The organism is Niallia sp. FSL W8-0951 (assembly GCF_038006525.1).
GTDB lineage: Bacteria > Bacillota > Bacilli > Bacillales > Cytobacillaceae > Niallia > Niallia circulans.
This window is the reverse complement of record NZ_JBBOVK010000003.1, coordinates 1-17,033: the sequence shown is the minus strand read 5'-3', so window position 1 is coordinate 17,033 and position 17,033 is coordinate 1. Positions and strand designations below refer to the sequence as shown.

18 protein-coding genes and 1 other annotated feature are annotated in these 17,033 nt (G+C 36.6%); all 18 genes read right to left on the bottom strand.

Annotated elements, in window-relative coordinates; all coding sequences use genetic code 11:
• Nucleotides 1–143: 143 nt before the first annotated feature.
• A complete protein-coding gene (gene nusG, locus NSS71_RS22340; protein ID WP_016204544.1) occupies nucleotides 144–677 on the bottom strand; it encodes a transcription termination/antitermination protein NusG in 534 nt (177 codons plus the stop codon).
• Nucleotides 678–848: 171 nt separating this feature from the next.
• A complete protein-coding gene (gene secE / locus NSS71_RS22335; RefSeq protein ID WP_047943704.1) occupies nucleotides 849–1,031 on the bottom strand; it encodes a preprotein translocase subunit SecE in 183 nt (60 codons plus the stop codon).
• 43 nt (nucleotides 1,032–1,074) lie between these two features.
• Nucleotides 1,075–1,218, bottom strand: a complete 144-nt coding sequence (gene rpmG, locus NSS71_RS22330) for a 50S ribosomal protein L33 (protein WP_047943703.1) — start codon at nucleotides 1,216–1,218, stop codon at nucleotides 1,075–1,077.
• Nucleotides 1,219–1,320: 102 nt separating this feature from the next.
• The gene (gene sigH, locus NSS71_RS22325) at nucleotides 1,321–1,980 is read right to left on the bottom strand and encodes an RNA polymerase sporulation sigma factor SigH (RefSeq protein WP_047943702.1); all 660 of its coding nucleotides are present in this window, start codon (nucleotides 1,978–1,980) and stop codon (nucleotides 1,321–1,323) included.
• 70 nt (nucleotides 1,981–2,050) lie between these two features.
• Complete coding sequence (locus tag NSS71_RS22320; protein ID WP_341152057.1) at nucleotides 2,051–2,560, bottom strand: NYN domain-containing protein; 510 nt, start codon at nucleotides 2,558–2,560, stop codon at nucleotides 2,051–2,053.
• Nucleotides 2,561–2,562: 2 nt separating this feature from the next.
• Nucleotides 2,563–3,306: a 23S rRNA (guanosine(2251)-2'-O)-methyltransferase RlmB gene (gene rlmB, locus NSS71_RS22315; protein ID WP_047943700.1), complete on the bottom strand. Its 744-nt coding sequence runs from the start codon at nucleotides 3,304–3,306 to the stop codon at nucleotides 2,563–2,565.
• Between the two features lie 11 nt (nucleotides 3,307–3,317).
• Nucleotides 3,318–3,725, bottom strand: coding sequence for a Mini-ribonuclease 3 (locus NSS71_RS22310; RefSeq protein ID WP_047943699.1), 408 nt, complete (start codon nucleotides 3,723–3,725; stop codon nucleotides 3,318–3,320).
• 3 nt (nucleotides 3,726–3,728) lie between these two features.
• Complete coding sequence (cysS, locus tag NSS71_RS22305; protein ID WP_095259478.1) at nucleotides 3,729–5,129, bottom strand: cysteine--tRNA ligase; 1,401 nt, start codon at nucleotides 5,127–5,129, stop codon at nucleotides 3,729–3,731.
• Nucleotides 5,129–5,779 (bottom strand): serine O-acetyltransferase, encoded by a 651-nt coding sequence (gene cysE, locus NSS71_RS22300; RefSeq protein ID WP_047943697.1) that lies wholly within the window; start codon nucleotides 5,777–5,779, stop codon nucleotides 5,129–5,131. The genes cysS and cysE overlap by 1 nt, the downstream gene beginning before the upstream one ends.
• Before the next feature lie 256 nt (nucleotides 5,780–6,035).
• Nucleotides 6,036–6,274: a binding site (T-box leader), on the bottom strand.
• 42 nt (nucleotides 6,275–6,316) lie between these two features.
• Nucleotides 6,317–7,774, bottom strand: a complete 1,458-nt coding sequence (gene gltX, locus NSS71_RS22295; RefSeq protein ID WP_336044537.1) for a glutamate--tRNA ligase — start codon at nucleotides 7,772–7,774, stop codon at nucleotides 6,317–6,319.
• 96 nt (nucleotides 7,775–7,870) lie between these two features.
• Nucleotides 7,871–8,353, bottom strand: a complete 483-nt coding sequence (gene ispF / locus NSS71_RS22290) for a 2-C-methyl-D-erythritol 2,4-cyclodiphosphate synthase (protein ID WP_061800919.1) — start codon at nucleotides 8,351–8,353, stop codon at nucleotides 7,871–7,873.
• Between the two features lie 45 nt (nucleotides 8,354–8,398).
• Entirely contained in the window at nucleotides 8,399–9,103 is a 705-nt protein-coding gene (ispD, locus tag NSS71_RS22285) for a 2-C-methyl-D-erythritol 4-phosphate cytidylyltransferase (protein WP_061800920.1), read from the bottom strand.
• Between the two features lie 17 nt (nucleotides 9,104–9,120).
• Nucleotides 9,121–10,194, bottom strand: a complete 1,074-nt coding sequence (locus NSS71_RS22280) for a PIN/TRAM domain-containing protein (RefSeq protein ID WP_047943693.1) — start codon at nucleotides 10,192–10,194, stop codon at nucleotides 9,121–9,123.
• A 374-nt stretch (nucleotides 10,195–10,568) separates the two neighbouring features.
• On the bottom strand, nucleotides 10,569–11,948 hold the full coding sequence (gene radA, locus NSS71_RS22275; protein WP_047943692.1) for a DNA repair protein RadA: 1,380 nt from the start codon (nucleotides 11,946–11,948) through the stop codon (nucleotides 10,569–10,571).
• A gap of 138 nt (nucleotides 11,949–12,086) precedes the next feature.
• Nucleotides 12,087–14,540 (bottom strand): ATP-dependent protease ATP-binding subunit ClpC, encoded by a 2,454-nt coding sequence (clpC, locus tag NSS71_RS22270; protein WP_341152056.1) that lies wholly within the window; start codon nucleotides 14,538–14,540, stop codon nucleotides 12,087–12,089.
• 22 nt (nucleotides 14,541–14,562) lie between these two features.
• Nucleotides 14,563–15,630, bottom strand: coding sequence for a protein arginine kinase (locus NSS71_RS22265; protein ID WP_047943690.1), 1,068 nt, complete (start codon nucleotides 15,628–15,630; stop codon nucleotides 14,563–14,565).
• A 1-nt stretch (nucleotide 15,631) separates the two neighbouring features.
• Nucleotides 15,632–16,180, bottom strand: coding sequence for a UvrB/UvrC motif-containing protein (locus tag NSS71_RS22260; RefSeq protein WP_047943689.1), 549 nt, complete (start codon nucleotides 16,178–16,180; stop codon nucleotides 15,632–15,634).
• 30 nt (nucleotides 16,181–16,210) lie between these two features.
• Nucleotides 16,211–16,672 carry a CtsR family transcriptional regulator gene (locus NSS71_RS22255; protein ID WP_047943688.1) on the bottom strand — a complete coding sequence of 154 codons (462 nt, stop codon included), beginning with the start codon at nucleotides 16,670–16,672 and terminating at the stop codon, nucleotides 16,211–16,213.
• Nucleotides 16,673–17,033 lie beyond the last annotated feature (361 nt).

Below are 17,033 nucleotides of genomic sequence, written 5' to 3'. Positions count from 1 at the left end.
GATGTGGTAATAGGGGTTTCCCCTCCCACTCAACTTATCGTCTTTATATGAAATAAAGAAATTTGACAATATCTTATCTCTTTATGAGATATACTGACCTATGAAATAGTAACACTTTTTCAATACCATTTCAAGTTTTCTAGTTAAAATTTTTCAATTTGTGTAAAATCGAGCTCTACAGGAGTATCTCTACCAAACATATTTACTAGTACTTTAACCTTTGCTTTATCCTTATCAATTTCCTCAACTGTACCAGTGAAATTAGCAAATGGACCTTCATTTACTTTTACTGTTTCTCCTAATTCAAATTCAATTTCAATTCTTTGTTCTTCTACGCCCATTCTTTTCAGAATTACTTGGACTTCTTCTGGTAAAAGCGGCGTTGGTTTTGATCCAGACCCAGCGGAACCAACGAATCCAGTTACACCAGGGGTATTACGTACGACATACCAAGAATCATCGGTCATAACAATTTCTACCAACACATAACCTGGGAATACTTTTCTTTTTACTACTTTTGTTTTACCGTTTCTGATATCTGTTTCTTCTTCTTCAGGTACAACCACGCGAAAAATTTTATCTTGCATCGCCATTGTTTCTACCCGTTTTTCTAAATTAGCTTTCACCTTATTCTCATATCCAGAGTACGTATGCACTACATACCAGTTTTTTTCCATAAAAGAGGACTACTTCGTCCGTCCCTCCCTGCAACATTATTTTTTTCGTGCTGTTTTTTATAGTATCTGTAAGGAACAAGTCATTTATTTTTCAGCAAATGAAAAAACCCGTTACCGGGCTTTTGTAAATGTTTCCTATCGTTTTACCATTATACCATGAGTAGACAACTGTTATTCAAGTATTAAACGAATAAGTTCGGAAATTCCTAAATCAACAACAGCAAAGAAGATAGCAAAAAAGACAACTGTCACAAGGACTGTGAGTGTATAATTAGTTAACTCCTTTTTTTTCGGCCAGCTAACTTTCTTTAATTCTCTACCAACTTCACGAAAATACTTAACAGCACTTTGCATTTTTGTTACCTCCATCTTTAAGAGCGGGCATTATCCAAAATCATTATTTTGTTTCTTTATGAACAGTATGAGCATTACAATTTTGACAAAATTTCTTTACTTCTAAACGTTCTGTACCATTGTTACTCACAGTAGAATAATTTCTTGACCCACATTTTTCACATGCTAATACAATCTTTTTTCTCATTCGACCTACACCTACTACGTCCTTTATATCTTCTCAAACTGTATCATGGACAGGCGTAAGATGTCAATATCAGTAAATATTTGCTATTTCAACCTTTTACGCTTATAGCGAGAATTCTCTTATTTCTAAATACCGCTCCAATTTTCTTTTCACCCGCTGAAGGGCATTATCAATAGACTTCACATGCCTATTCAATTCCTCAGAAATTTCTTGATAGGATTGACCATCAAGATATAGAGACAATACTTTTCTTTCTAAATCACTCAATAATTCAGACATTTTGATCTCAATGTGATCATATTCTTCCTGATTAATGATCAATTCTTCTGGATCAAGAACCTTTGCTCCAGAGATAATATCCATTAACGTTCGATCAGATTCTTCATCGTAAATGGGCTTGTCCAAAGAGACATAAGAATTTAAAGGAATATGCTTCTGCCTAGTGGCCGTTTTGATCGCAGTAATGATTTGTCTTGTTATACACAATTCAGCAAATGCCTTAAAGGAAGAAAGCTTATCCTCTTTAAAATCGCGTATTGCCTTATAAAGACCGATCATTCCCTCTTGCACAATATCTTCTTTGTCCGCTCCGATTAAGAAATAGGATCTGGCTTTAGCTCGCACAAAGTTACGATACTTTTGAATTAAATAATCCAAAGCATCACTTTCCCCTTGATGCACCAATTCCACCAACACTTCATCTTCAAGTTCCATATAATTTCCAATATACTTGTTACTCTTAGTCCAGCTGTCAGTACTCATACAGATCCCCCCGACCGTGCAATCATGGATAAATCCATTATACTCTAGCCTTTTTTTGAGCGTCAACAACTCATTTCTCTCCACGTCGCCATTTTTCGAAAATTTCTTCCACTTCTCTTGAAAGCGGAATCTTTGCAGCTGGTTTTTTTTCTTTAATTTTTTTTACTTTTTTTCCGATTTCCTGTTCCATCCCAGCCATTTCTAACAATAATTCGCGCGCTGATTTCCGCAGGGCACCTTGTCCAAAAATAGCCCATTGCTCTGTAAAATCTGAAGTTGCAACATGAATTTGTGTTTTTCTGTTATTTAGTTCAATAGCTAGTTTTTCGATACGCTCGTCAGCCGTTTCATTTTCACGGGTAAAAATGACTTCCACCTTGTAATCTTTATATTTTTTCTCTGTGCCTTTTACATAGTATGCATCAAAAACAACCATTACTCTGTATCCGGAATAGCCCTGATATTCTGCCATTTTCGCTACTAAAGCATCTCTTGCTGCTGCAAGGTCTCTATTCTTTAGTACATTTAATTCTGGCCAAGCACCAATAATGTTATAGCCGTCAACAATAAGAATGTCCATTATTATCCCTCAAGCGGATGGCGTTTCCGATATACCTCATACATTAAAAGTGCCGCTGCAACAGAAGCATTTAAAGACGTAACAGCTCCAGCCATTGGTAAATGAATAAGAAAATCGCATTTTTCCTTAATCAATCTTCCCATGCCTTTTCCTTCACTGCCAATCACTAATCCTAATGGTATCGTTCCATCAAATTTGCGATAATCTTCACTTCCTTTTGCATCCGTTCCTGCAATCCATATTCCTCTCGTTTTAAGTTCCTCTATCGTCCTTGCCATATTTGTTACTCGTGCAACGGGAATATGCTCGATAGCACCAGTAGATGCCTTTGCAACTGTAGCTGTTAACCCAACCGCTCTTCTCCGTGGAATAATAATCCCATGAGCACCCACCGCATCAGCCGTTCGCATGATGGATCCTAAATTATGAGGATCCTCAATTTCATCAAGCAACAAGAAAAAAGGCGTTTCCTGCTTCTTTTCTGCTAGTGCAAATAAATCATCTATTTCAGCATATTGATAAGCAGCAACTTGTGCTACTACACCTTGGTGATTCGCGTCTACTAAGCTATCCAATTTCTTTTTAGGAACAAACTGAACAAGCACATTTGCTTGTTTAGCTAAACCAATTACTGTTTGCATTTGGCCTTTTTGGGAACCTTCCGCAATAAGTATTTTATTTACATCTCTTTCTGATTTTAACGCTTCAATAACAGCATTTTTTCCAACAATAAAGTCACTTGACACTTTTGCTCCTCCTATTTGCTTTCAATGATAGAAAAAGCAGCTTTGATTATTTCCTCAAGACGCTCTTCTCGCTTCGCTAAATATAAATAACCCAAAACCGCTTCAAAACCAGTACTATATCGGTAGGTTTGCACATCGGTATTTTTAGGAATTGTGCCTGATTTCGCATTTCGCCCTCGCTTTAATACCGCAATCTCTTCTTCAGAGAAAAATCCTTTTTCCAAAAGACCATGCACTACCTTTGCCTGTCCCTTCGCTGAAACATATTTTGTCGCTTCTCGATGAAGTTGATTAGGCTTCACCTTTCCGCTATACAATAAATGCCTTCTTACATATATTTCAAGAACAGCATCGCCCATATAAGCAAGGGCAAGGCTGTTCAATTGTTTTTCATCTACTTTTTTATCATAGAGGAGCATCTTTTACCCTCTTTTCCATCGTATACCTTGTGCGGTGTCTTCTAAAATGATGTTCATTGCTTTTAATTGATCCCTAATTTGATCGGCAAGCACAAAATCCCTATCCTTTCTTGCTTGCGTTCTTTTTTCTATTAGCGCCTCGATTTCATCATCTAATAATTCCTCATTCGCAGATAAAGATAAACCAAGCACTGCAAATAATTCTTCAAACTCATTCATAAAAGCATGAATAACAGCAGGAGAGGTGGTTTTTTCAAGCAGGTAATAATTTGCTTGCTTCGATAGTTCAAAAAGAACAGAAATACCATTCGCTGTGTTAAAATCATCATCCATACTATCAACAAATTGTTTTCGAAGATCGGTAATTTTTGCAATCCATTCCTCATTTGTATCTGTAAGATCCGTACTCGCGATACTGCGATGTTTTAAATTTTCATAAGATGTTCTGATTCTCTCTAACCCTGCTCTCGTATTTTCCAATACTTCTTCGCTATAATTAATTGGATTACGGTAATGCACAGAAAGCATAAAGAATCTTAACACTTGTGGATCATGAATCTTAATAATATCGTTTACAGTAATAAAATTCCCTAATGATTTAGACATCTTTTCATTATCAATATTAATATAACCATTATGCATCCAATAATTAGCAAAGGTCTTACCTGTTAATGCTTCAGACTGAGCAATTTCATTCTCATGATGTGGAAATGCTAAGTCCTGCCCACCTGCATGGATATCAATTGTATCACCTAAATATTTGCGCACCATCGCAGAGCATTCAATATGCCAGCCTGGACGCCCTTTCCCCCAAGGACTCTCCCAGAAAATCTCGCCATCTTTTGCCTTCTTCCATAGGGCAAAATCTAATGAATCTTGTTTCTTCTCCCCAACTGCAATTCTTGCACCTGAGCGAAGTTCATCAATAGATTGATGAGAAAGCTTTCCATATCCATCAAAAGCTCTAGTGTGATAATACACGTCACCATCTGACTCATAAGCAAACCCTTTATCTATTAATGCTGCAATAAAATCGATAATAATATCCATATTTTCTGTTACACGCGGATGAGAATCAGCCTTTTTGCAGCCTAACGCGGAAACATCTTCAAAATATGCGTCAATAAAGCGGTCAGCGATAACCGGCACCGTTTCTCCTAGCTCATTGGCCGCTTTTATTAACTTATCATCTACATCGGTAAAATTAGATACGAATTGTACATCGTATCCACGAAACTCTAGATAACGGCGCACAGTATCAAAGACAATTGCTGGGCGAGCATTTCCAATATGGATATAGTTATAGACAGTTGGTCCACATACATACATTTTTACCTTTCCCTCTTCTAGCGGAACAAAATCCTCCTTTGCTCGTGTTAATGTGTTATATATTTGAATAGGCATTACTTATAACTCCTTTCTTCCTGTAATTCTTTTAGTTGTTCTCTTAAATAGCTAATTTCCAATTCCATTTCTTTCAGTCGATCCGCAATCGGATCTGGTAAATCACAATGATTTAAGTCTTTCTTTATTTTAATACCATCTTGTACTTTAACTCTTCCTGGAATACCTACTACAGTCGAATTTGCAGGAACATCTTTTAATACAACTGATCCTGCACCAATTTTGGCATTTTCCCCAATTACAATAGATCCTAATACTTTTGCACCGGAGGCAATAAGAGCATTATCTTTAACGGTTGGATGCCTTTTTCCTTTTTCTTTTCCCGTTCCCCCAAGCGTTACTCCCTGAAAAATAGTGACATTATCCCCTATCTCACAGGTTTCCCCTATCACCACACCCATACCATGATCAATGAATAGACGATTGCCGATCTTTGCTCCTGGATGTATTTCCACCCCTGTCATAAAGCGGCTAAATTGCGAGATAACTCTTGCTAAGAAAAAACGATTGTGTCTAAAAAAGAAATGAGCAATTCTGTGAAACCATATAGCATGCAACCCAGAATAAGTTAAAATAACTTCTATCGAGCTCCTTGCAGCAGGATCTTGTTCAAACACTACAGCAATATCCTCTTTCATGCGCCGAAACATACAAATCTCCCCCCTGTTTTGCAACTCCAATGCTGCTTTCTAGCAATCATCACACTCGTAAAAGATGTCATTTCCTTTACCACTGTTTCCCTTTAAATGTCTATATATCTTATATACAAGAAAAACATTTTAATCCCTATTTTTTACTACTTCATTTTTATCCCAAAACTCCAGCCAAAAAAGTAAAACTACTGCGTCTCTTCCCCTTGATCTCACCGAAGCTTTTTATCCATATAAAAAGCGTCTCTGTCTAAAAGACAGAGACGCTTATTTAGGCGCGGTTCCACTCTGTTTAGATTACTGCTTTTAAGCAATAATCTCCACTCATCCCTGTTAACGGATAGGTTCCGCCTCTATCTACTAAAATAAATTCTTTTTCGATACAGGACTCTGAGGCGCACTTCAAAAAAGAGGTTACTTGAATCACTTTCAGCCGGGTGATGATTCTCTCTAATAAGCTTCTCCTTTTTTACTTTTCCTCATCTTCGTTTTTTCTATATAGCTTTCCTACTACTATATTATATTTTCTCCAAAATGTTAACTAATTAATGCTGTTAATCGCGCATCAATTTTTTCTTTACCTAATAGCTCGATCGCTTTTGGTAAATCAGGACCATGTGTCTGACCTGTTGTAGCCACGCGTATCGGCATAAATAAGTTTTTGCCCTTTTGACCAGTAGCTTTTTGAACCACTTTAATAGCGGCTTTAATTTGCTCTGCACTCCACTCTGACATTTCAGCTAATGCCTCTTTAAACGCTTGGACTACAGCCGGAACATGTTCACCAGCTAAAACCTCTTTTGCCTCTTCATCATATTGCAATTCAGCACTGAAGAATAACGTAGATAAGTTTACAATATCAGCACCGCAGCTCATTTGCTCTTGATATAAACCAACCAAATTATTTACCCATGCCTCTTCATCAGCTGAGCGATTTTCACTTACTAAGCCTGCTTTCTCTAAATGAGGAACAGCTAGACGAACAACTGTTTCTAAATCAGCCTTTTTGATATATTGATTATTCATCCATGCTAATTTATTTTGATCAAATAACGCAGGAGACTTAGACAACCTTGCTGGATCAAAGATGCGGATAAATTCTTCTATAGAGAATAATTCCTCTTCTCCCTCTGGAGACCATCCTAATAAAGCAATGAAATTGAACAATGCTTCAGGCAAATAGCCTAATTCTTCATATTGCTCAATAAATTGAATAATGGATTCATCCCGCTTACTCAATTTCTTTCTGCTTTCATTGACGATTAAAGTCATATGTCCAAAAATAGGTCTGTCCCAACCTAGTGCATCATAGATCATTAATTGTTTTGGTGTATTGGTAATATGATCATCTCCACGCAATACATGTGTGATATCCATTAAATGATCATCAATTGCTACTGCAAAATTATAGGTTGGAGTACCATCCTTTTTCACAATAACATAATCGCCAATTGTTGCTGATTCGAATGAAACGTCTCCTTTAACCATATCATTAAATTCATAAACAACATTTTCAGGAACACGAATTCGAATACTCGGCTGTCTTCCTTCCGCTTCTAATGCCGCTTGCTGTTCCTTTGTTAAATGACGACATTTGCCAGAGTACTTAGGTGTTTCCCCTCTACTTACTTGTTCTTCTCTTTCTGCTTCAATTTCCTCTTCTGTACAGTAACACTTATAAGCAAGTCCCTTTTCTAGTAATTCTGTGTAGTACTTCTTATAAATGTCATTTCTTTCAGATTGACGATACGGACCGTATTCTCCGCCAACATCCGTACTTTCATCCCAATCCATACCAAGCCATTTTAAATATTTTAATTGGCTTTCTTCTCCACCTTCAATATTTCTTTTTTTGTCCGTATCTTCAATTCGGATAATAAATTTTCCGCTTTGACTACGTGCAAATAAATAATTAAATAACGCTGTACGCGCATTCCCTATATGCAAATGCCCTGTTGGACTTGGAGCATAACGAACACGAATTTCGTTAGACATGCTTGTGCCTCCTTGATTACTTACGCTTTTTTCTAATCTATTCTATCACTTTGCTTTTTCCTTTAAAAGGTGTTCGCCTCTATAATTGGTTATCATTTATACATTTCTTTTTTGGAGCAATACAACTGCTTGGGAAGCAATCCCTTCTCCTCTTCCGGTAAATCCTAATTTCTCTGTTGTTGTTGCTTTTACATTAATATTATCTTGTTCTGTCTCCAGCAATTCTGCAATTCTCGCTTGCATTGCTTGAATATGTGGCGCCATTTTCGGCTGTTGAGCCATTATCGTACAATCAGCATTCACTAATTCATAACCCTTTTCCTTTACTATTTGCCATACATGCTGCAATAATTTTGCAGAATCAGCATCTTTAAAGGCTTCATCTGTATCAGGAAAATGTTTTCCGATATCCCCTTCACCAATAGCACCCAAACAAGCGTCAGCAATCGTATGTAGTAAAACATCTGCATCAGAGTGTCCTAGAAGACCCTTTTCATATGGTATCTCTATCCCTCCGATAATCAGTGGCCTTCCACTTACTAATTGATGAACATCAAACCCTTGTCCTATGCGAAACATCTTTAACTCCTCCATTCATTTGCTTATGTTAAAACTTTTCAAAACTTATTTATTACTATCTGCTATATCTTCTTTTCGCTTTGCCACAATTGCTTCGGCAAAGTATAAATCTTCTGGTGTCGTTAATTTAATATTGTCATAGTTTCCTTCTACGATTTGAACAGCTTGTCCTAATCGTTCCACCAAACTAGCATCATCTGTACCTATATATGTATCGACAATCGCCTTTTCATGTGCTTCTTTTAAAATAGAAACGCGAAAAGCTTGTGGGGTCTGAATCGCCCACAAGCTTGAACGCTCAACTGTTTCCACTACCAAATCACCATCAACTTTTTTGATCGTATCTTTAATTGGTACTGCTAAAACAGCTGCGCCGCTTTCTACTGCAACCTTTGTTAATCTAGCTATTTGCTCTGTTTGAATAAAAGGTCTCGCCGCATCATGAACAAGAACAATTGTATCGTCCGATAATTCCTTTACTGCATGGTAAACACTATGCTGTCTTTCTGTACCACCCTCAATAAGAGCAATAACCTTTGTAATTGCATATTTTTTTACTAGTTCATTCATTTCTTTTTTATCATCTGAACTAACTACCAACCAAATTCCATTACAGTTTGGATCATTTTCGAAAACAATTAAGGTATGAATAAATACTGGTAAACGGTCTAGCTCAAGAAATAATTTGTTTTTTCCTAGTCCCATTCGTTTCCCTTGTCCTGCTGCCGGAATAATGACTTCATAAGTCATATAACTAACCCCTATTCTTACAATGCTTTTTCTAATAATTTTGGTTTTGCAAAGATCATTCGACCTGCAGACGTTTGCAATACGCTCGTTACGAGAACATCTATATGTTTTCCAATATAATTGCGACCTTCTTCTACTACAATCATCGTGCCATCATCTAGATAGGCAACACCTTGATTATGTTCTTTTCCATCTTTAATAATTTGTATTTTCATTTCTTCCCCTGGAAGAACCACTGGCTTTACAGCATTTGCCAAATCATTAATATTAAGAACAGCAACCTTCTGCAGTTCACAAACTTTATTTAAATTAAAATCATTTGTAACAACAACACCATTTGTTAATTTAGCTAATTTGACTAGTTTACTATCTACTTCCGTGATATCTTCAAAATCACCTTCGTAAATTTCTACTTTAATCGCTAATTCCTTTTGAATTCGATTTAGAATATCTAGCCCTCTTCGTCCACGATTACGTTTTAGCGCATCAGATGAATCTGCTATATGCTGAAGTTCTCCCAGTACAAATTGCGGAATAACAATTGTGCCCTCCAGGAAACCTGTTTGACAAATATCAGCTATTCTTCCATCAATAATAACACTAGTATCCAATATTTTTAAATTACTTTTCTCAACTTTTGTGGGTTCCTCTTCCACTACCTTCTTCTTTCTAGTTGTGAAGAGTGTTAATAGCTCATCTCTCTTTTTAAACCCAACTTGAAAGCCTAAATATCCAAAAAGTAATGATAAAAGGATTGGAGCGACAGTATTAAGCACAGGAACAGATGTTAATGCATAGCCTACTAAAAAGGCTAGAGTTAACCCAAATCCTATTCCAAGACTACCGAAAATTATATCCGTTATCGGAGCCTTTACAATTGATTCTTCTAAAAACTTAATAAAGTTAACAATATAATCAATCGCCCAAAAAGTAATAAGATAAAAAATAATGGCACCAAGTATTGCAGACACATATGCGTTATTAATAAGATCATGATCGATAGACATTACCGAGAATAAATCAGGAATAAATAAAAACCCGATTGTTCCTCCAATAATTAAAAAACAAACTTGAACAATGCGTTTTAACAATACTTCCACCTCCTCTTTCACATTATAAACAAATTCCCAGTTTTGAAACCTAATATTACAGGAATTTTTTATTTGTAATGAAAAAGTTATTTTTATAGATATGATGACTATGTCATATACTAGTGTTAAAAATGCCCTTTTTCCATTGCTCGGGAAATAATGCCCGATTATCTATATTCAATAGAAACATTTAATAATAACTCAGCAAAAATCCTTAAACCCTTACAAAAATGGAAATATAACACAGACAAAGAGATAAATACCTATTTTATTTATAAAACTAGATTAGCATTAAAAATAAACGCAAGTCAAATAATTAAATATTACATTTTAACACAACTAAAAATTCACATCAATGTATTTTTTCCAAAAAGCTAATCACCTAAAGCCGCTTTTAAAGCATCCGCAACCGTATGAACGCCAACGACCTCTAAGCCCTTTGGAGCCTTCAAACCACTTAAATTATTAGCTGGAATAATAACACGCTCAAAACCTAATTTAGCAGCCTCCTGCACCCTTTGCTCAATACGGGATACTCTTCTAACTTCTCCAGTTAAGCCAACTTCCCCAATAATACAATCAGTTGCTCTTGTCGGTTTATCTCTAAAACTCGAGGCAATGCTTACAGCAATCGCCAAATCAATGGCAGGCTCATCTAGTTTTACACCACCAGCTACTTTTAAATAAGCATCTTGATTCTGCAATAACATACCAACTCTTTTTTCTAATACCGCCATTAACAACGGCACTCTATTATGATCTATGCCCGTTGCCATCCTTCGTGGATTCCCAAAACTAGTCGGTGAAATCAATGCTTGGATTTCAACCAGAACTGGTCTTGTTCCTTCCATTGATGCTACAACAGTGGAACCAGCGGCACCCTGTGATCGCTCTTCTAAGAAAATTTCAGAGGGATTCTCTACCTCTTCCAGTCCAAATTCCTTCATCTCAAAAATACCCATCTCATTAGTAGAGCCAAAACGGTTCTTTACAGCGCGTAAAATACGATATGTATGATGTCTTTCTCCTTCAAAATACAGTACAGTATCAACCATATGCTCCAATAATCTTGGTCCTGCAATCGATCCTTCCTTTGTGACATGTCCTACAATAAAGATTGCTATTCCTTTTGTTTTTCCTATCCGCATTAATTCTGCTGTACATTCTCTAACTTGAGAAACACTTCCTGGGGCAGAGGTGACCTCCGGATGATAGATTGTCTGAATCGAATCAATAACCACAAATTCCACATTCGTATTTTCAATGGTTCTACTTATTTCCTCTAGATTGGTTTCTGAATACACAAGCAAATGATCGGAAACTACACCCAATCGGTCTGCTCTTAACTTTGTCTGCTTTTGCGATTCTTCTCCAGAAACATATAAGACAGAATGTTTCTTATGTGCTAACTGCGAGGATACTTGTAAAAGAAGCGTTGATTTTCCAATCCCGGGATCTCCACCTATTAATACAAGAGAACCACGCACGACTCCTCCGCCAAGAACACGGTTTAACTCCATTAAGTCGGTATATATTCTTGGCTCATTAACCGTTTCAATGCTTGTTATAGGAATAGGCTTTGCTGCAACAGTACTAGCTGCAGTGTGAGCAAACGCACCTTTTCTTTGAACAGCACTCTTCTCTACTTCTTCCACCATTGTATTCCAGTTTCCACAACCAGGACATTTCCCCATCCATTTTGCTGATTCATATCCACATTCCTGGCAAAGAAACTTTGTTTTTCTTTTAGCCATATTCTGCCTCCTTCCCCTTTTATTACTAACGTCTCCAACCCAAACAATAGATATTTAATTTTTTCTATTTTATCTTAAATAAAGAAAGGACACACGTAAAGCTGTAATACGTGTGTCACTTTATAATTGTTCTTGGTATTATTTTTGTAGATTTACCGCTGGCTCTGCACCGTTCACCTTCACAGTAAACTCACCATTTTCGACATCCAATTCAATTTGCTGACCAGTTAATACTGTGCCCTTTAGAAGTTCTTCAGATAATCGATCTTCTATATGCTTTTGTATTGCACGACGAAGTGGTCTCGCTCCATACTCCGGATCATAGCCTTCTTCCGCAATTTTTTCTTTGGCCGCTTCTGTGATAGTCAATTGAATATCCTGTTCTGTTAGACGTTTAACTAACTGATCTGCCATTAAAGTAACAATTTCTTTTAAATGCTTCTTCTCTAATGCATGGAAAACGATTGTTTCATCGATACGGTTTAAGAACTCTGGACGGAATGCTCTTTTCAGCTCTTCCATTACTTTGCCCTTCATATCTTTATAATCTTGATCTCCATCTTGCACATTAAATCCAACATATTTATTTTGTTTTAATGCAGAAGCTCCAACGTTGGAAGTCATAATTAATACAGTGTTTCGGAAATCAACCGTTCTTCCTTTCGAATCTGTTAGACGGCCATCCTCCAGCACTTGAAGTAAAATATTAAATACATCGGGATGCGCTTTTTCAATTTCATCTAAAAGAACAACAGAATATGGTTTTCTTCTAACCTTCTCTGTCAATTGTCCGCCTTCTTCATATCCTACATAACCAGGAGGAGATCCTACCAATCTAGAAGTAGAATGTTTCTCCATATATTCAGACATATCAATACGGATCATGGCATCTTCATCACCAAACATGGACTCTGCCAGCGCTCGAGCAAGTTCAGTCTTCCCTACCCCAGTAGGACCAAGGAAAATAAAGGAACCTATTGGTCTCTTCGGATCTTTCAAACCAGCTCTTGCACGTCTTACTGCTTTAGAAATAGCAATAACTGCTTCTTCTTGACCAATTACGCGATTATGAAGGATATTTTCCATGTTCAGTAATTTATCGGTTTCTGTTTGCGCAAGCTTAGATACAGGGATTCCAGTCCAGCTAGATACTACACTCGCAATATCTTCTACTGTCACCTCTGTATTTTCTTGTCCTTGCTTCTCTTTCCAATTTTTCTTCGTTTCTTCTAACTGTTCTCTTAATCTTTGTTCTGTATCCCGTAAAGAAGCAGCCTTTTCGAACTCTTGACTTTGCACAGAAGCATCCTTCTCTTTACGTACTTCTTCTAACTTCACTTCTAATTCTTTCAAGTTTGGTGGAGTTGTATAAGATCTTAATCGAACCTTGGAACCAGCTTCGTCAATTAAGTCAATTGCTTTATCTGGTAAGAAACGATCTGAAATATAGCGATCAGATAATTTTACAGCTGCTTCAATTGCATCGTCTGTAATTGATACCCGATGGTGCGCCTCATAACGGTCTCTTAAGCCTTTTAAAATTTGAATAGATTCATCACTAGTAGGCTCTTCAACCGTGATCGGCTGGAATCTTCTTTCTAACGCTGCATCTTTTTCAATATATTTACGATATTCATCTAATGTTGTGGCACCAATACATTGAAGCTCTCCTCTAGCTAAGGATGGCTTTAGAATATTTGAAGCATCAATAGCACCTTCTGCACCACCTGCACCGATTAATGTATGCAGCTCATCAATGAAAAGAATGATATTACCAGCCTGGCGAATTTCATCCATCACCTTTTTCAAGCGATCCTCAAATTCACCACGGTATTTCGTACCAGCAACAACTGTTCCCATATCTAATGTCATTACACGTTTATCTCTCAAAATTTCTGGAACTTCATTTTGAACAATTTGTTGTGCAAGACCTTCTGCAATAGCAGTTTTACCAACACCAGGTTCCCCTATTAATACAGGATTATTTTTTGTCCGTCTGCTTAATACTTCAATAACACGTTGGATTTCTTTGCTTCTCCCTATAACAGGATCAAGACTTCCTTCTCTTGCAATAGCAGTTAAATCTCGAGCTAAACTATCAAGCGTTGGTGTATTAGCACTAGCAGCAGAGCCGCCTGGATGATTTCCTGATTCACTACTGCCAAGCAACTGGAGGACTTGTTGACGCGCTTTATTTAGGCTTACACCTAAATTATTTAATACTCTGGCAGCTACCCCTTCACCTTCTCTAATTAAGCCTAAAAGAATATGTTCTGTGCCCACATAGGAGTGACCTAATTTTCTTGCTTCATCCATGGATAGTTCAATCACTTTTTTAGCTCTTGGTGTATAATGTGGTACGGTTTGAGTTGTATCTTGACCACGACCAATCAAGTTTTCTACTTCCTCTTGGATTTTTTCAGCACCTAATCCAAGTGCTTGCAATGCCTTTGCAGCAATTCCCTCTCCTTCACGAACTAATCCTAATAAGATATGCTCTGTACCAATATTATTGTGACCTAATCGAATTGCTTCTTCCTGGGAAAGTGCTAATACTTTCTGCGCTCTTTCTGTAAATCGGCCAAACATCATACTTTCATCCTCCTTAGAATCTCTATTCTGTTTCCAATTTTAATCTTTCTCTTATTAAGACTGCACGACGAATATCGCGTTCATTTGGATTCATCTCTTCTCCAGCATATAGTTGTAAAAATCCAGGCTGGGTAAGAATCATTAATTCATTCAGGATGCTTTTCGATATATTTTTTATATATCCCATATCAATTCCTAACCGAACATCGGATAGACATTTAGCTGCTTCCTTTGTTTCCATAATACGACTATTACACAGTATACCGTATGAACGAAAAACCCTATCTTCTAATTGTATGTTTGAGGTTTGTGCTAATGCATTCCTTGCTTCTTTTTCTTGCTCAATTAATTGAGTAACAACGCTTTTTAGTTCCTCGATGATGTCTTTTTCTGATCTACCTAGTGTTATCTGATTAGAAATTTGAAAAATATTTCCGAGGGCTTCGCTGCCTTCTCCATAGATTCCTCTAACTACTAATCCAAGCTGTTGAATCGCTGGAATAATTCGGTTCATTTGCTGGGTTAATACCATTCCCGGTAGATGCATCATAACAGAAGCTCTTAATCCTGTTCCGATATTAGTTGGACAGCTTGTCAGATATCCCATTTCTACATGGTAAGCATAATTGACCTTTTTTTCTAATAAATCATCAATTATATTAGCTTCTTTAATCGCTTCTTCTATTTGAAGACCAGGCTTTATACACTGAATACGAATATGATCTTCCTCATTAATCATAATACTTACTTCTTCATCCTCTGATAAGATGACTGCTCCATTAGGAGACTGCTCTGCCAGCTGAGGACTAATTAAATGTTTCTCCACAAGGACTCTTTTTTCCAATGTATTTAAATTATTCATCGAAAGAAGTTCCAATTGACCAAAAGGTTGATTGGACTCATTTATGATTGCACCCTCAACCTGTTGAATCACATTCTCAGCTTCTTCTTTTGAAAATAAAAGAGGAAATTTCACGCCCTCTATATTCCTTGCTAATCGGATTCGAGAGGTAAGAACGATTTCAGAATCAGGACCATCGGAACACATCCATGAAGTTCGTGCTTTACTTATAAATTTTTCTAAAGACACGTTACTCCCCTCCCTCAGTAAAAGAAGTTAACTGCTTTTCTTTATCTTTTATTTCATCTCGAATGACTGCTGCCTTTTCAAATTCTTCGTTGTTTATTAGTTCTTTTAACTCTATTCGCAACTGCTCAATTTCCTTTTTAATGAGAAAATGGCCTCCAATACGCTCTGGAATTTTTCCTTTGTGCTCAATATTCCCACCATGGAGCCGCTTTATAAATGGCAGCAGCTGGTCTTTAAATGTATCGTAGCAATGAGGACAACCTAGTTTACCTAATTTCCTGAATTGAGAAAATGTCATATTACACTCTTTGCACTGTAACGGCTGCTGTCTCTTATAGGTATCTTCTGTGATATGTTGAAAACTTGGCTCTATATTTAATAACCCAGCTAATAAACTATTCAAAGATAAACCAGATGAGCCATTCGTCATAAATATATCACCATTTTCCTTTGCACAATGCTCACACAAATGAAACTCTGTTATTTTGCCATTGATATTTTTAGAAAAATGTAAAGTAGCTGGTCTTTGATTACATTCGGAACACATCATAATCCTCACCTCAATTTATGCACAGGGATATTATTTATATTTTAATGAAGTTAACATCGCCTTTAATAATCTTGCTCTTAATTCATCTCTATATGGTAATTCTAAATATAATACAGAACGATCAATTACGCTTAACATTATCTTCGCTTCTCGCTTATTGATAACATCTTCTTCTACTAATCGAAGAATTAAATCTTCTGCACTATTTTGAGGTATCCGACTTTGAATAAGGGATAGTAATTGGTCAATTAAATGGGCATGATCATATGTTTGGACTTTCATAATTCGAATAAAACCACCGCCACCACGTTTACTTTCCACCACATACCCTTTTTCTATCGTAAAACGAGTATTGATTACATAATTAATCTGTGATGGTACGCACTCAAATTTATCAGCGATTTCACTTCGTTTTATTTCTACTAATGATTTTTCGCTCATTTCTAATACTTCTTTTAAGTAATTCTCAATTATATCCGAAATATTTCTCACCAAGCCTCCCCCTTCTGACTTTGACTATATTTGACTATAATTATACACGATAAAAATATTATTTAGCAAGGAAGACGTTTTATTAATTTTCCCATTTTTTAGTTATTCCAAACCTGCTATCCCCATTCTTTCATGGAAGAAAAGGCATATGTTTAAAGATTATATTAACTATAGTCTGATTTATTGCAATTTTCAAGTTTAATAATTTGTGTAATGTATATCTTTTAATGTGATAAAAAAAGAGGCTTTTTTACATAGTATGGGGGGAATTGGAAGAAAGTCATTTATCGATAAAAGCAATAAAAAAAGTTCTAAAAGCTTAACGCTTTTAGAACTTTTTGGCAGCCTGGCGACGTCCTAC

Excerpts from the sequence above, each read along its gene's own strand:
- nusG (WP_016204544.1), bottom strand. The coding sequence starts at position 677 with ATGGAAAAAAACTGGTATGTAGTGCATACGTACTCTGGATATGAGAAT.
- NSS71_RS22310 (WP_047943699.1), bottom strand. The coding sequence starts at position 3,725 with ATGCTCCTCTATGATAAAAAAGTAGATGAAAAACAATTGAACAGCCTT.
- sigH (WP_047943702.1), bottom strand. The coding sequence starts at position 1,980 with ATGAGTACTGACAGCTGGACTAAGAGTAACAAGTATATTGGAAATTAT.
- radA (WP_047943692.1), bottom strand. The coding sequence starts at position 11,948 with ATGGCTAAAAGAAAAACAAAGTTTCTTTGCCAGGAATGTGGATATGAA.
- ispF (WP_061800919.1), bottom strand. The coding sequence starts at position 8,353 with ATGTTTCGCATAGGACAAGGGTTTGATGTTCATCAATTAGTAAGTGGA.
- clpC (WP_341152056.1), bottom strand. The coding sequence starts at position 14,540 with ATGATGTTTGGCCGATTTACAGAAAGAGCGCAGAAAGTATTAGCACTT.
- rpmG (WP_047943703.1), bottom strand. The coding sequence starts at position 1,218 with ATGAGAAAAAAGATTGTATTAGCATGTGAAAAATGTGGGTCAAGAAAT.
- secE (WP_047943704.1), bottom strand. The coding sequence starts at position 1,031 with ATGCAAAGTGCTGTTAAGTATTTTCGTGAAGTTGGTAGAGAATTAAAG.
- NSS71_RS22260 (WP_047943689.1), bottom strand. The coding sequence starts at position 16,180 with ATGATGTGTTCCGAATGTAATCAAAGACCAGCTACTTTACATTTTTCT.
- cysE (WP_047943697.1), bottom strand. The coding sequence starts at position 5,779 with ATGTTTCGGCGCATGAAAGAGGATATTGCTGTAGTGTTTGAACAAGAT.
- cysS (WP_095259478.1), bottom strand. The coding sequence starts at position 5,129 with ATGCCTATTCAAATATATAACACATTAACACGAGCAAAGGAGGATTTT.
- gltX (WP_336044537.1), bottom strand. The coding sequence starts at position 7,774 with ATGTCTAACGAAATTCGTGTTCGTTATGCTCCAAGTCCAACAGGGCAT.
- ispD (WP_061800920.1), bottom strand. The coding sequence starts at position 9,103 with ATGACTTATGAAGTCATTATTCCGGCAGCAGGACAAGGGAAACGAATG.
- NSS71_RS22320 (WP_341152057.1), bottom strand. The coding sequence starts at position 2,560 with ATGGACATTCTTATTGTTGACGGCTATAACATTATTGGTGCTTGGCCA.